Here is a 15,649-nt window from a genome sequence, read left to right on the forward strand (position 1 = left end):
TATTCATTCACAACCCAAAATTCAAAAACCTATCCATATGACTCAAACCATTAACAAAAGTGCGCTCTTCAACGGAAGCTGCTTTGCATTGATTACCACTGGATTATCCTTCTCTATCAGAGCTGGGATTCTTTCGCAACTTGGATCCGAATTCGATTTATCAGGTGAGCAGCTTGGACACATAAATTCTATGTGGTTCTACGGTTTTCCTATTTCAATGATCATTGGGGGATTATTTTACCATTCAATTGGCCCAAAAAACATAATGAAGGTTGCTTTCGTTGCCCATACTCTTGGTGTACTACTAACTATTTTCGCAGGCGGCTATGTGGGACTACTCATTTCCATGTTATGCATAGGTCTGGGGACGGGCTGTACAGAAGCAGCTTGCAACCCAATGATTGCTGATATGTTTTCTGGAGAAAAGATGGATAAAATGCTTAACAGATTCCACATGTGGTTCCCTGGAGGGATTGTGATGGGGGCATTAATTTCAAAGTTAATGACTAATTTGGATTTGGGATGGCAAGCTCAAATGGGCGTAATTATGATTCCAGCCATCACCTATTTTGTTTTATTTCTAGGCAAAAAGTTCCCAGAACCAAGTGCTAAAGAAGCAACGTCTTTGGGTAGCAATCTAAAAGCGATGATGTCACCTCTTTACGTCTTCCTAATTGTTTGCATGGCTCTTACCGCTATTTCAGAGTTTGGTCCAGGGCAGTGGGTTGAAGTTATTCTTGGCAGCAGTGGAGCCGATCCTATGATTATTTTGGCTCTAACAGCTGGTTTGGTAACAGTTTTAAGATTTTTCGCAGGACCAGTCGTCTCTAGGCTTGGTCAAACAGGGGTTCTACTATTCGGAGCTATTTTTGCAGCTTTAGGTATTTATTTATTCAGTGTAGTGACCGGGCCGGTTGCCTACGCAGCAGCCATTATCTATGCTTTGGGATATGCTTATTTCTGGCCAGTCATGGTCGGAGCCGTTGCTCAGCGGGTTCCATTGAGCAGTGCATTAGGGATGTCTGTCATCGGTGCAGTAGGAATGTTCTCATCTGGTTTTTTCCAACCTGTTATTGGAAACTGGATTGATAATTCGACAATTGAAAACACAGCAAAAGGACTTACTGGCGAAGCATTACAACTTGCTACAGGACAGGACACTCTTCAAAAAATGATGCTGTTTCCAATTATTTTAATCGTGCTATTCACGATATTCTACTTTTGGCAGAAAGGTAAAAAACCAGCTGTTGCCGCAGCACATTAATCTAAAAAAAGCAGCCTGCAGGCTGCTTTTTTTTGCATTTAAAACTTCGAAACCAGCAATTCTTCCACGTTAACTATTGGGATAGCAACCAGTCAATTCCAGCAATTTCATAGCTCAGGAAAATTACTTCTGCTCCAACCCTTCAATAGTTCGCAAGGAAACCGGCCATAAACCAACTAAACAACTGAGGGATGAACTCTTGAAGGATCAGGGTAATTGGATTTTTAGAGACGATTTCCCTGTTTCACCCCCAACATCTACACCACTTTCCCAGACTTTTTCTTAATTTGATGGTTAGTTTTTCAAACCCTATTAACCTCTCTTCCTATGTTTAAGAAATTTACGCTTCTCAGTTTGCTGGGATTTTTACTTTTTTCCTGTGAGAAAAAACCTGAACTGCTCACAGATGAAGAATACGCCAAACTCAGTGATGAGCAAAAAAGAGCCCCTGAACATGCCTTGGATGGAATAATCGTAACAGACGATCGACTGGAGCTTACACTTTTTGCCTCCGAACCCATGATGTCAAATCCTACCAATATGGACATAGATGACCGGGGACGTGTATGGATCGTGGAAGCATACAATTACAGAACATCACTTAACCCCCGCAACCCCACTAAAGCGGAAGGAGACAGAATCCTAATCATGGAAGACACCGACGGCGATGGAGTTGCCGATGAATCCAAAGTTTTCTATCAGGGAAATGATATCAATGCGGCATTGGGTATCGCTGTCTTTGGCGATAAAATATATGTATCTGTAAGTCCTTACGTATATGTATTTACCGATAGGGATGGAGATGATATCCCCGAGAAGAAAGAAATTCTATTCGAAGGAGTTGGTGGAGTCCAACATGATCACGGCATGCATGCATTTACTTTTGGCCCGGATGGGAAACTGTATTTTAATTATGGAAATGAAGGAAAAGGCATCCGCCATGCCGACGGATCTCCGATATTGGATCCACTCGGCAGACCTGTAAATAGTGAGACGCAGCCCTATCGTGAAGGGATGGTTTTTCGCATGAATCCGGACGGCTCGGATACAGAAGTCTTGGCTTGGAATTTTAGAAACAACTACGAAGTAGCAACCGATAGCTATGGCAGAATGTGGCAATCTGACAACGATGACGATGGCAATCGAAGTACAAGAATCAACTATGTGATGGATTATGGTAACTATGGCTTCAAAGATGAAATGACAGGAGCCGACTGGAGAGCCAGAAGGATCAACATGGAGGACTCAGTCTATGAGCAACATTGGCACTTGAATGATCCCGGAGTAGTTCCAAACTTACTCCAAACTTACGCAGGATCGCCTACAGGTATTTTAGTATATGAAGGAAAATTACTTCCTGAGGAATATCAGAACCAAGTTATCCATTCGGACGCTGGTCCAAATATCGTGAGAGCTTATCCTACGATTCCTTCTGGGGCAGGATTCAATGCGAAAATCATCAATCTTCTTGATGGAAACCCGCGGGACAATTGGTTTAGACCCTCCGATGTTACAGTTGCTCCTGATGGCTCTTTATTTATTTCCGACTGGTATGATCCGGGAGTTGGTGGCCATGCGATGGGGGATCTGGACAAGGGAAGAGTTTATCGACTTGCACCAAAAGGGGTTGATTACAACCCAAGCAAGCCCGATTATTCCAGTATTTCTTCTTTGATCAATTTACTTCAAAACCCAAATCGTGCCACACATTTCAAGGCATTTATGGCATTGGTAAATAAAGGCAACGAAGCAAAAGATGCACTGGAACAACTCTACACTGAAGGAGACAGCCGCATGAGAGCTAGGGCATTCTGGGTACTGACAAAACTGCCCAATGGCAATGAATACATCAAAACCGCAGCCTCTGATACCGATGAAAATATCCGGGTGGCTGCTATACGTGCTTACAGAAACAATAAGATGAGTGATGTCTCTTCCTTGCTGGAAATGGCAGGTGACGAATCGGCTCAAGTTCGCAGAGAAGTAGCTTTGGCTATGAGGTATAAAGTTACCCCTGAAGTATGGCTGAAACTTGCAGCCGGATACGAAAGTGGAGACCGCTGGTACTTGGAAGCTTTGGGAATTGCAGCAGAAGGCTTCTGGGACGAGTATTTGCCAAAATACCTAGAAACCCAAGGACAAAACTGGATCAGCTCGCAAGAAGCCAAAGACATCGTATGGAGATCCCGTGCATCAAATACAGCTGAATTGCTTGGCAAAATCATCCTTACTCAACCGGGAAGGAACAATCAGGCTTACTACAGAGCTTTGGACTTCCAATCTCCTGCTTCAAAGAATGAAACCTTAAAATCGCTACTGGCAAATGCTCCCGAAGAAGATCAGCTAATCATATTGAGACAGATCAACTTTGATCCTGAGAATCCGGATCAGCAAATACTTTCGCTGGCAAGGCAAACTGCAGGAAGTATTGCTGATGATAGGGATTTCATGGATATCGTAAGCAAATACGGTTTGGTAGACCAAAAAGACAGAATTCAAAAGCTTGTTTACCAATCGGAAGACAATCAGTATTCCCAGATGGCCGCAAACATCTATGCTTCCCTATACGGGATGACTGACATAGAGAAATCTTTTGGGAATCCTGATCAGGAAAAATCAATTCTGGCTATCAGGAAATTTGGAACCATTGACAATGAAACCATGGCAAAATCGCTGTCAGGGATCTATCTGGACGAATCCAAATCTCTGGAAGTAAGAACTGCCGCCATGGAAGCTGCTAAGGGTTACAATTCTGAGCCCTACCTATGGGAACTCACAAAAGCAGATAAAATCCCCGCAGACATGCTACCCATTGCCCAAAAAATTCTTCTTTCTTCTTGGAATGGAAACATCCGGGCCGAGGCAAACGAGAAATTTGGCAATGCTACGCAAGACTCAACCGTTGATTTGCCTAAGCTTCTCAATCTGCAGGGAGATGTGGAGAAAGGGCTTATCCTTGCGAATAGCTACTGTCTCGCCTGTCACAAGATAGGAGACAAAGGCATTGATTTTGGACCCGGACTAACTGAAATCGGTGATAAACTTTCCAAAGAAGGACTCTTCAATGCTATCATCAACCCATCGGAAGGCATGGGCTTTGGCTACGAAACTCAGCTTGTAAAAATGAAAGACGGTACTGAATTCACCTGTATCGTAAACTCCAAGACAGAGAATGATCTCGTAGTGAAGTTAGTAGGCACTGCCGAGCAAAAGATCTACAAATTGGTGGATGTAGAAAGCGTAACCCAGCTAGATGAATCCCTGATGCCAAAATTCCCGCTATCGGAAACTGAATTGGTAGATCTGGTTAGCTATCTGGAGACGTTGAGAAAATAATTATTTGTGATTATCCGCAATGATTCCAGTAGCCATATTTCCCTTGCTTTATTGGCTGGAAGACCAATGACGGATAACCGAAGTAGCCTTCATCACTAAAGTTTACCAAAGCTTATGTCGCTTTTGCTTCCTTACTTGTAGAAAAGCGGATAATCATATAATTTTTTTCAATAAAAGACAACTAGAAATCCCGGTTTATGAAAATAGGCCGGGATTTTGTTTTGAAGGAAAGACCATTAATATCTCTTCTTTCCAACATCACATTCCATGAAACCCTTTGCATTTATCACCTTACTTTTTTTCACTATCCAACACCACTCAGCCTTAAGCCAAGAAATTGAATTGGTGTACAATTCCGAAACTTTACAGATCGAGCAAATCAGTCCAAATACCTTCGTCCATATCAGCTACCTGAATACAGATGATTTTGGAAAAGTGAGTTGCAATGGCATGATAGTTATCAATGATGGAGAAGCATTGGTTTTTGACACTCCGGCAAATGAGGAGGCTAGTGCGGAACTGCTGGATTGGCTTGAGAACGATCAACAAACAAGCGTAAAAGGAGTGGTGGCTACACACTTCCACTGGGACTGTCTAGGCGGGCTGAATGAATTTCATGCTAAGGGAATACCTTCCTACGCCTCCTACAAGACGATTAAATTGGCAAAAACCGCAGGGTACCCCACTCCTGAAAATGGCTTCAAAAAGAAAATGAAGCTGCAGGCCGGAACTACTACGGTGATCAACAAATTTTTAGGGGAAGGGCATACCAAGGATAATTTCGTGGCATATGTTTCTTCAGACCATGTGTTGTTCGGCGGATGTATGATCAAGGAACTTGGCGCTGGCAATGGCTACCTTGGAGATGCCAATGTCGCTGCTTGGTCGAGTACCGTCAGAAAAGTAAAAACAACATTTCCTGAAACAGCCATAGTCATACCAGGTCATGGGAAAATTGGGGGGATCGAGTTGTTGGACTATACGGAGGAGATGTTTAGGGGGAAAGATTGAAAAGAAGACCTACCAGGTTTTTGTCTTTATCTAACTGACTAACTTTTCCAAAGTTTCGAACTTTAGAAAAGTTAGTCAAGGAAATCTTAAAAATGAACCATGCCCATCCGAGACTGGGGCATGATTCTGGATTGATATTGTATATGAATATCATCAATTTTTACTTGGAATTATTTAGATGCCAATCTGGAAAGTATCAGGAATAGCTATTTTGCTTGAAGTTGCTATAGGCAAATTCATAGAGATTTTAAACTTTTCCGAAATGGAAACACCTAAAAACCGTGGTTAAGTAAAAAGTACCTGAGTAGTTACAAATCCTCTATATTGAATTCTTCTAACTCTAATTCACCTCCATCAACGCCTCCTAATCCTTTGGCTTTGTTAAACCCAACTAACGCACCATTGCTTTTCACTCTGATTAGCTTCATAAATAATGTCATATTCTTAGCGTCAGGTATAACAAATGAGTTATCAGTACTCCATTTAATTTGAATATCCATTCCTGCATCGATGCCAGCTATATCTTCGCCAAAAAGTTCAATATTCTCCGTATTGGCTTTTAATACAAGCTCTCCGCTTTTAGACTGTGATTGGTAAACTATAGCAGTCCCAGCTATTTCCACTCCTGAGACTATGTAATATTCTCTCCAATTTAACAATTCAGTAGCTTCATTAATCACTCGCTTAAGCTGAGATAAATTACTCATCCTAACTAATTCAACTCCGCTGGCAATGATAACTATTGCACCTTCCTTATTAAAGGAAAATTTAAACTCCCCTTTTGCTAAATCAGGTAGTTCAGCAGTACCTCCAGCTTGAACACTTACTTCGTTCTCCGACACAAATTGATAAAATCGATCTAATGCTCCATACTCTACTTCAATCTGATTACCAAATTCTGTGTCTTTAACTACGTTCCCAAAAATCCCAACATTTTCTCCAAATGGTTTTTTTGGACCACCTCCAATGTTTTTACCAAATGAGATTATATCCCCAACTTCTACTTTGGTTCCCGGATAGTAAATGGGAAGTTTTTGAAATTTGCGAGAGATAGATTTTACATACTTTTTCGCTAAGTCCATAATTATATTGTTTAAAAGCTTAACTAAATCTGCTCAAAAATTTATTATTAAAGAACCAAAACCTAGATTTCGGTCACTTTCCCCTAGAATTCGGTCACCCAGCGTCTTTCCAACTTTATCTTAACTAAAAGACCTGATAGGTTTTGAAAACCTATCAGGTCCAGTCCCATAAACTAAAATCCAGTTGCCCGTAGAAGTAAACTCATCCAAAATTTTAAACTTTGGATGAGTTAGCAGTAATGAGGAATAGTCATTCCAGTCTTTCATTCCAATCTCCTTTCAGCATCCCCTGCCAATATCATAACCCGAAAAAAAAAACAGTTTTCAGGTCTTTTATTTTAATCCATAGCCATCTATCTTTCATGTGACTCTTAAAACGCTTTAACCTTGATTTCCAATTTTCATCGTGTTCAGCTTGTCCTGACTATCTTGTTCTGGCTTGGGATGAATTCCACGATCTATTCTCAAAAATTAAATTCCAACGGGAAAGAAGTATTTGATACCCTCATCAATAAGGCATGGCAGCTACGATATGTGAACTGGGACAGTGCCAAGGCTCTGGTCAACCGGGCCGAAAACCTTCCCGATTTGACCAACTTACAGCTGGCCATGGTCGCCAATCAGCTTGGTGCACTATATTACATCAAAGGTGACTATGCCGCTTCTCTGAGAAATTACACCCTTGCGATCACCATGCTCAAGTCGGAAAATGACCTCACCCAGAAGGTTTTAGCACTGAACGGCCGTGGTCTGATCTATCTCAGTCAACACAGCTATGGTCAAGCAGTGGAGATTTTCCAAAAATGTATCGAAATCAACAGTCAGCTGGGCGATAGTTTAGCACTGGGAGCCAACTATCTGAACAAGGGAATTTCGCTGTCGGAATCCGGAAGATTCCAAGAAGCATTGGAAAGCCTCAAGCTTGGCATCCATGTAACCGCCTCTTATCCGGAAACACCCACCCGGTTCATGAATCTCAACAGGCAAGGTCAAATCCAGTTTGATCTGGGAAATTTGGAGGAAGCTAAAAAACTATTTCTGCAGGTAATAAGGGAAAATCCGACCCCAAACAATTGGGAAAAGACTTTTTCCAACACAGGTCTGGGTTTAATCGCCCTTGCCGAAACAAGACCACAAGAAGCACTGGATTATGGTCTGAAAGCATATCAATATGCAGAACTTGTCAATGCCTTCTGGGACAAAGAACGGGCCACCTCCCTAGTATCCAGCGCTTACGAAAAACTAGGTATGCATCAGGAGGCACTTGAGTATTCCCGACTCAACAAAAGCTATTCCGATAGCCTCTACAACGAAAACAAAAATGCTGAAATTAGCTACTTACAACTCCAGTTGGCGGAGGCAGACAACGAGTCGCTTGATAAGGAGCGACAATTGAATAAACAAGCTGCTGAGTTTAGTCAAAAGACAGTTTTGGGTCTTGGCATTACCATGGTCATGCTGATCACTTTGCTGCTTTTCCACAGAAAGTGGCTTAAAGAAAAAGTACATCTCAATAAACTCTTGCTTGAAAAGCAACATGAAATTCTTCACCAAAACAACGCCCTTCAATCCCTGAATGAGGAAAAAAACAAACTATTTTCCGTGCTTACCCATGATTTAAGAACCCCCATCAATTCAATCAAACAGATCCTGGAGGTACAAAACGCCAATCTGTTCGACGAAAACGAAAAAAAACACATCAACCAACTCCTACTTAAGCAGGTCATTCAAACAGACCTGATGATGGATGAACTGATTCATTGGTCAATTGCGCAAATGGATGGCATAGTCACCGACCGATTGCCAGTTTCCCTGAAGCATCTGGTTGCGGAATGTATCGCCCAAAACGAACTTTTGACAATTAACAAGGGACTTCAGGTTATATTTTCCCCTGAAAACCCAGCACTCCAAATCCTCGCGGACCGCACCCAAATAAAGATAATTATCCAAAACTGCCTTCAAAACGCAATCAAATTCTCCTATCCGGGCGGAAGGATTTTTTTAGAAATCTCGGGAAAGGAAAGAGCTGTTATTTTGAAAATCAAAGATGAAGGAATAGGCATCTCACCTGATAAAATCCAGAAAATATTGAACCAAAAATCAATTATATCTTCTGAGACTGGAACTATTCAGGAGAAGGGGACCGGTCTGGGAATGCTCTTGGTGAAGCAGTTTTTAGAACTAAATCGAGGAAAACTTAACCTTCAAAGCCCAGCTGAAGGCGGTACGGAAATCATTCTTACTTTTGAAAAGGCTCTTTAATAAGATCCGTAAGCTTCACTCCATGATACAGCGGATGTTTGCAGAAAGAGAATAGTACAATTTCACAGGAGATTTTCAGGAAACAAAAGGGACGGGCGGGCATGATCAGTCGGGGAAAGCGGTTGAATTAGAATTCGACTCACACTAAAACTTCCCCATCCGCACCAAACCCACCACAAAAAACCCATACTGTAGGATATTGACCACATTGCGGAAACCCCAAAGCTGTGACCCAAAGTCCGTGTAGGAAAGCATATCTATAAAAAAACTACCAAAACAATAGAAAAAAATACCGGACAAGATCCAGAACCAAGGGTATTGCATGATATCCTCGCGACTTTCTGCTATCCGTAGAAGAGCAAACGCAATTAAAAATGAACTGATAACCAGCATAAGGGCATAAATAAAACCTCTCAAATTACCGCCTGCATGGTCTAGAATGAAGCGAATAAAGCCATCGCAGACAAAAAGTAAGTTTAATGCAAATAGGATCAGACTTTTCCAAAATTTGTTATTCTCAAATGACAGAAATTCAAATGCCAACCAGACAAAAAATATGGCCTCAAACCAGAGATATAAAAACTGGAAAAAAGCATGAATATAAAAACTATATCCATTCAAATATAAAAACCATCCCAATCCATCCACCAGTGCCCCAAAAAGAAGAAACGCAAAAAACAGGCAAAGTTTTAAATCGCCTGTCTTGAGTCTCCACCCCGCCAGTATCAAAGGAATCAATATGGCCAGAGTTGAAATTTCCTGAATAGGAATCCGGTTAAGCATTTGCTATAAATCCATTAAGGTTTAGGTGGCCAGGAGTATTGGAGTAAATATGGTTCTTCAATTGAATCATTTTTAGCAGGAAGCAACATATTGCCTTTAGAGTCCAATCCTACTAAAATGATCCTTATTCTATTGCTCCCCTTATAATGTGGGGACATATCCAGTCCAAAAAAATATGCTATATAATGAACTTCTGAACTGTTGAGGAAACCAGAAACTTCCGGGAAGTTGTTTGTTTCAAAGAAACCTAAAGAATAATTATTATATCTTTCGATACCATTTTTAGGAAATTTCCACGAAAAATCGGCAATATGATTCAGGCAATTCTTTCTAGAAATAATAGTATCACCAACTCCCTGACTAATAGTAAACTTTATATTATTTATTGGATTTCCTCCTCCGGGAGCTGAAATCATTGACTGGTCTAAAAGAAAAAAAGGGTCCCACAAATCTTCCGAAATCGGATAAAAAGGTACATCCGTAGGAATATAATCTACATTTGGTTCAAAAAATAATTTTAATTTATTTTCTCCTTCGAGCCCAAACCAACACATAGTTCCTTTAAATGGGACGAACGGCATATTTATGAAAGAGCTTTTATTGATAACCCCTCCTATAGTTTGAAACTTTGATCCTTGAAATTCTTTAAGAAAACAATCAACTAAACTATTCGCATCTGATAATGAAATTTTAAACATAACATTCTATAATTTAATTTTGAACACTAACCGAATTTTTAATCATAAGAGATAACCCAAGAAATATAACTCCAGAAAATTGTTTAATCACCTCATTAAGTTTCCCTTGGTCCGGCAGGATTTTCATATCACCAGATATTTCTATCTCTTTTTTAAAGTATGCTAAGCTCTTTTTTTTCTTTCTTCTAAAGAAGCGGAAAACAGATTTCGGTAACTCTGAGCTAGAATTTGGCGAAACAATGCTCAAACTCAATGTTCAAGGATTGCCACGACTGATAATCGGTCATTGTATATTGTCCATTGCAAATTGGTCATTGATCATTGACCCCTCACCTTCCCCAAAAACTCCTCCTTCCTTCTTCGAGACACGTCCACCACACTTCCATCGCTAAGCTTTACCTGCCCGCCTTCTCCTTTCAAATATTCGGTGACATAATCCAGGTTGATCAAATGCGAATTATGCACACGGCAAAAGCCATGATGCTCCAGCATGGTTTCAACATCCTTGAGTGTTTTGGAAACCAATATTTTGCGCTTGTCTTGTAGAAAAAACGTAGTGTACGTATTGTCTGATTCACAGCGTATCACCTCCTTTATTTCCACAAAAAGATAGCCGTGAAGCGTAGGCAAGGCGATCTTCGCTTTGTCCTTGGGAGACTGGAGATTGTAAATTAGCTGTTTGAGGTTTGGTGTCTGGTCTTCATTTTTCTCCAAGAACCGCTCTATTGCAGCCTTAAACTCTTTCGGGTAAATAGGTTTGAGTAAATAATCCAATGCCGCAAGCCGAAAAGCACGGATCGCAAAGTCTTGAAATGAAGTGATGAATATCAGCTCAAAATCAATCGTATCAAGACTTGTGAGCCAGTCAAAAGACGTCCCTCCCGGCAGCATTACGTCGCAAAAAACCAAATCGGGATGCAGCTGCTTACATAGCCTATCGGCTTCATCAAGATCTCCCGCCTCACCTATGACCTGAATTTCTGGGTATCCGGCAAGCAAATGTTTCAGTTCCTCCCTCGCCTGCCGCTCATCTTCTATCAGTACTACTGTGTATATCTTTTTCATTCTTCTTCAAATGGAATTGTCAAGGTGACCAATCTTCCGCCTTGGGAATTTTCACTATAGATATATCCGGCCTCTACTCCCGACCATTCATTCAGCGTTGCAAATCGCTCCTCCATCAAATGAATCCCCATACTACTCTTCTTCACCAAATTACTGAGATCAAAATCAGGCTTATTGTGTCTTGACTCACCTTCATCACTTATTTCACAGATCAGCATAGCATCGGTCTTTCGTCTTATTTTCAAGGAAATCCTCCCGCCTTGGCTCAATCCATGCCAAACAGCATTCTCCAAAAAAGGCTGTATCAGCATGGGAGGAATATAGGTGTTTCCCTTAGAAAGAGATTCATCACTCTTAAACTCAAATTCAAACGTATGCTCCATCCTCAACTGCTCAAGCTCTAGGTAAAGCTCATTTGCTTCAAATTCCTCCTGAAGGGTCACCCATTTCCGGGCCGAACTTTCCAGTACATAGCGGATGAGTTTTGAAAACTTGATCAGATATTCACTGGCTTCTCCCGGTTCTTGTTTTTGGATAAAATGATGAATGGAATTCAAGCAGTTGAAGATAAAATGGGGATTGATTTGTGCTCTAAGTGCTTTTAGCTCACCCTCTGCCTTACTCAATCGTAATTCCGTTTCTTTACGCTTAAAATCAGATTCTCTTCGGGACCGATAAATCACAAATATGATAAATGAAAAAGCCAAAACCACAGGTATCAACCCGAGTACCAGTGCCAAGGCTACCTCATTAGTAGAATCCTCAGGCACCAAATCCTTGGCAGCTTCTGTTTTTGCTTGAATCCAAAAAAATCTAAAATCAATCCAAGATGGATACAAGGCAGCTGCGGTTAGGGTGAGTGAGTGAGTATTGAAACTCTTAAAATAGCCTTTTTAACCATCAAATCTTTCAATTAGAGCTTACTTTTTATCTGTTTATAATTGATTTTTCTGATTAATCCGTATGAAAGCACGTACTAGAACTATTTCTGGTGCTAGCATGAAAAAATTTCACTTACCCTAAGTAAAATCCAGCTTCTGGAGAAGCAGGATAACTTTCAGATATGTTTAAGCGGATAATTCACAAAAAAGCCCTTGCAGATATCCGCAAGGGCTTTCACTAGTTTACTTTTTCTCAATAACCAATAACCCGTATAGTCGCTTCTCCGATATGTACTTGCCCAAACCGATCCGTAGCTTGCACGCTAATCTTATGCTCACCGGCTTTCAATCCATTAGGAATTGCTCCCCTCCAAAGGTGCTGGCTCCGGGCGGGATTGGAAGGTCTTTTTCCTTCGATCAATTCTTCTGTCACATCCCACTCGAACAAGTCTATCAAATAGGAAGGGTCGTAGTCGGACACTTTAGCGGCAGCCTTCCATTCTCCCCCATCAAACTTAATCAGCACCTCATCCCCTTCTCCACCCATGAAGAAGTTTACAAAAATCCCAGCTGTAGTTCTCTTGTCTTTTTCCAAAACTTTCGGAGCAAATATTTCCATCTGATAATCGCTGGACTTACCGGCTACCTGATAGCGGATTTTGTATTGATTTCCTTCAAAATGAATCAGCGCATAACCTTTTGGAGTACCGTCACGCATGGTGGATACAGGAACTCCTTTTTCATCCAACGTCCCCTTGTACCAATCCCCTGAAGTAGTTCCCACATTGTAATGATGATGCGGCTTATCCTGCTTCCAACCATCCTTTGTGTAAAATAAATCCTGCTTCTGCAAATGGGTGTGGGCAGACAAAGAAAGGGTATGAGGGAAATCAGCCAATAAATCAAAAATCTCCTGCCTATCCTCATCGCGGAAGGAATCTCCCTCCTCTGCCAGAGGAATATGCATTGCAATCACAACCAGATGGTCTTTGGGGACAAACTTCAAATCATTTCTCAGGAAATCCAGCTGGTCCGGACGCAAACCTCCCCAATAACCTTGCTTATCTCTCGGATCCGGCCACAAGATATCGTCAACTACGATAAAATGAACCTTACCTACATTGTACGCATAAGCACTTGGGCCAAAATGGGCTTCGAAAGTTTCATCAGCAAACTCATCTTTATCCACATCATAATTCTGATCGTGATTTCCCATGACATTGTACCAAGGAAGGCCGACTTTAGCCACAGCCTTGGCATACGGAATAAATAAATCCAGATCGTCTCCCACCAAATCCCCTAAGGATAAACCGAACGCTGCATCCTGGATCCCTTCCACTTCACTCACTATACCCCGAGCGAAGAAATCCACTTCTTCCAGCGTGTAAGGCTGCGGATCACCGAAAATCAACGCAGTAAAATCATCAGGTTCCTCCGTGGCAGTCATCGCAAAGTTGATTTCCCTTGGCAACTCTCCCGTTGGGGCAGAACCTGCATATTTTAGTTCAGGCGAGCCGGTTGGCTTATGGATGTAATAGAACTGAGGTTTGTTCAAGGAGTCCAGCGCAACTGTAAAACCACTTGGCTTGATCAGAAATAGCAGCTGACCATCTTCTAGGCTTATTTCGTAATAGCCTTTTTCATCTGTCTGGACTACCTCTTGACCATTGGATATGCTGACTGCCGGAAGTCCCCTTTCACGCCGCTGTTTCTTTCCATCTCCATTTGCATCATGATAAACATAGCCCTTTGCCAATTCTTGGGAAAAGGCTGTCAGATTTGTAAGGATCAGGGCAGCTGCCAGCCCCATTTGCATAATTTTTTTCATTTTTCCCACCATACTTTTGTATTGATATCATCTGCACCCATTCTGGCTACAGCGGCACTGTAATTTTCAGGATTGTTGATCTGCACGCTCACAGGATAGCGGAACCGCACCGGAGCCTGCTGATTATTTAACATGCCTTCATTCTTCGGAAGTACCGGAAAACCAGTTCTTCGGTATTCAAACCACTGCTGGTAATCATTGAAGTACAGCCCCAAATACTTCTGAAGCATAATTCGCTCTAAGGTTCCATCGTAAGCGGCTTCCGGATTCTCGAAATATTTCTCAGGAAATTCCACTTCCCACTGCTCCATGGCAGCTCTTATACCGTTTTCATAATGAGTCGCTGCATCTGAGTCTATCACTCCACGCTGTGCCAATTCCGCTTTGATAAATTCCACTTCCGAATAGGTCAGAATCAAAGAAATCATCGGAGCCTCTACCAATGCCCTATTATGATTGCTTGGAATAAACTGGAACTGGTTTTCATTTCCGTCAAAACCACTGGGAATCCCCTTATATCCAATGTCAGTCGTTCCATCCATTGCTCTGGCCCGAGTCATGAACCGTTCTCTTCTCGGATCTTCCAATACATTAAGATTATCTGCAAAAAACTCCGACATCGAACGAAAAGTCGTGAAGTCAATCGCCCTTCCCCAAGGAGAAAGATTCGGTGTCACTCCCGTAATCTGAAGAATTGCAGATTCAGCCGTATTTTCAAAAACCGGATACTGATCCGGATTATTGATCATCGTAGCAAGCTTGGCAAAGGAGTTTATCTCTGATCTATTGGAAACCCTCAGAAGCAATCTCAGGTGAAGTGAGTTGGTGAATTTTCTCCATTTCTTTACATCATTGTGAAAGAGAATATCATCTCCGTAAATCATTGTCTGCGTATCATCGTATAATGAATTAGCCCGCTCTAGATCTTGAAAAACCTGCGAATAGACAGCCTCCTGTGTATCAAACTGTGGCTGAAAAACCCCCTCCTCTGCACGGCTCGCTTCCACCATCGGAATATCCCCAAAGCTATCGGTCAATTGACTCAGACTATAAGCTCTCAGCGTAAGTGCGATTGCTTCATAATTCACGGCAGAATTGGCAATCGCGGAAACTTCCATTTCCTTGATATTGATCAGCCATCTATAATAGGTGTTCCAAGTGGAATTCCCCGCAGCTTCTGAGATATCATAGCGGTGAATTCCACCATTCGCACTGGGAAATGGCAATGCCACCTGCATGACCTGGAAGGTATAGGCATCTGCCCTATCCGTCCCAAAACTCGACAAGCCATAAATAATTGGATTCAACAAAGTCCCAGGACTGATCTGGTCAATCCTGTTTGGATCGGTGTTGATTTCCTCAAAATCATTGGTACAGGAAGTAAAAGCCCACACCAATAATGACAATGCTAGTGTTGCGATAAATTTTTTCATGTTTTC

General features: G+C 41.7%; 11 protein-coding genes. 4 read left to right on the top strand and 7 right to left on the bottom strand.

Annotated features, from left to right (window positions below; translation table 11 throughout):
- The first annotated feature begins 37 nt into the window (after positions 1 to 37).
- The 3 genes from ID165_RS15910 (at position 38) to bla (ending at position 5,611) form a co-directional block, all read left to right on the top strand.
- Positions 38 to 1,264, top strand: a complete 1,227-nt coding sequence (locus ID165_RS15910) for a sugar MFS transporter (protein ID WP_192345891.1) — start codon at positions 38 to 40, stop codon at positions 1,262 to 1,264.
- Positions 1,265 to 1,591: 327 nt separating this feature from the next.
- The gene (locus ID165_RS15915) at positions 1,592 to 4,600 is read left to right on the top strand and encodes a PVC-type heme-binding CxxCH protein (RefSeq protein WP_192345893.1); all 3,009 of its coding nucleotides are present in this window, start codon (positions 1,592 to 1,594) and stop codon (positions 4,598 to 4,600) included.
- Between the two features lie 267 nt (positions 4,601 to 4,867).
- Positions 4,868 to 5,611 carry a subclass B1 metallo-beta-lactamase gene (gene bla, locus ID165_RS15920; RefSeq protein WP_192345895.1) on the top strand — a complete coding sequence of 248 codons (744 nt, stop codon included), beginning with the start codon at positions 4,868 to 4,870 and terminating at the stop codon, positions 5,609 to 5,611.
- A 308-nt stretch (positions 5,612 to 5,919) separates the two neighbouring features.
- Here the strand turns inward: bla and ID165_RS15925 are convergent, their stop codons facing one another.
- On the bottom strand, positions 5,920 to 6,693 hold the full coding sequence (locus ID165_RS15925; RefSeq protein WP_192345897.1) for a hypothetical protein: 774 nt from the start codon (positions 6,691 to 6,693) through the stop codon (positions 5,920 to 5,922).
- Positions 6,694 to 7,080: 387 nt separating this feature from the next.
- Between ID165_RS15925 and ID165_RS15930 the strand changes: the two genes are divergently transcribed.
- Positions 7,081 to 8,955, top strand: coding sequence for a tetratricopeptide repeat-containing sensor histidine kinase (locus ID165_RS15930; RefSeq protein ID WP_192345899.1), 1,875 nt, complete (start codon positions 7,081 to 7,083; stop codon positions 8,953 to 8,955).
- A 144-nt stretch (positions 8,956 to 9,099) separates the two neighbouring features.
- Here ID165_RS15930 and ID165_RS15935 read toward each other — a convergent pair whose 3' ends face one another.
- From ID165_RS15935 to ID165_RS15960, 6 genes are all read right to left on the bottom strand, one after another.
- Positions 9,100 to 9,738: a hypothetical protein gene (locus ID165_RS15935; RefSeq protein ID WP_192345901.1), complete on the bottom strand. Its 639-nt coding sequence runs from the start codon at positions 9,736 to 9,738 to the stop codon at positions 9,100 to 9,102.
- Positions 9,739 to 9,752: 14 nt separating this feature from the next.
- Positions 9,753 to 10,436: a hypothetical protein gene (locus ID165_RS15940; protein ID WP_192345903.1), complete on the bottom strand. Its 684-nt coding sequence runs from the start codon at positions 10,434 to 10,436 to the stop codon at positions 9,753 to 9,755.
- Between the two features lie 318 nt (positions 10,437 to 10,754).
- Positions 10,755 to 11,501, bottom strand: a complete 747-nt coding sequence (locus tag ID165_RS15945) for a LytTR family DNA-binding domain-containing protein (RefSeq protein ID WP_192345905.1) — start codon at positions 11,499 to 11,501, stop codon at positions 10,755 to 10,757.
- Positions 11,498 to 12,340, bottom strand: a complete 843-nt coding sequence (locus ID165_RS15950) for a sensor histidine kinase (RefSeq protein WP_192345907.1) — start codon at positions 12,338 to 12,340, stop codon at positions 11,498 to 11,500. Before ID165_RS15950 ends, ID165_RS15945 begins: the two co-directional genes overlap by 4 nt.
- Before the next feature lie 295 nt (positions 12,341 to 12,635).
- Positions 12,636 to 14,210, bottom strand: a complete 1,575-nt coding sequence (locus ID165_RS15955; RefSeq protein ID WP_192345909.1) for a calcineurin-like phosphoesterase C-terminal domain-containing protein — start codon at positions 14,208 to 14,210, stop codon at positions 12,636 to 12,638.
- On the bottom strand, positions 14,207 to 15,643 hold the full coding sequence (locus tag ID165_RS15960) for a SusD/RagB family nutrient-binding outer membrane lipoprotein (protein WP_225586785.1): 1,437 nt from the start codon (positions 15,641 to 15,643) through the stop codon (positions 14,207 to 14,209). The genes ID165_RS15955 and ID165_RS15960 overlap by 4 nt, the downstream gene beginning before the upstream one ends.
- Positions 15,644 to 15,649 lie beyond the last annotated feature (6 nt).

The sequence above is a fragment of the Algoriphagus sp. Y33 genome (genome assembly GCF_014838715.1).
Lineage (GTDB): Bacteria > Bacteroidota > Bacteroidia > Cytophagales > Cyclobacteriaceae > Algoriphagus.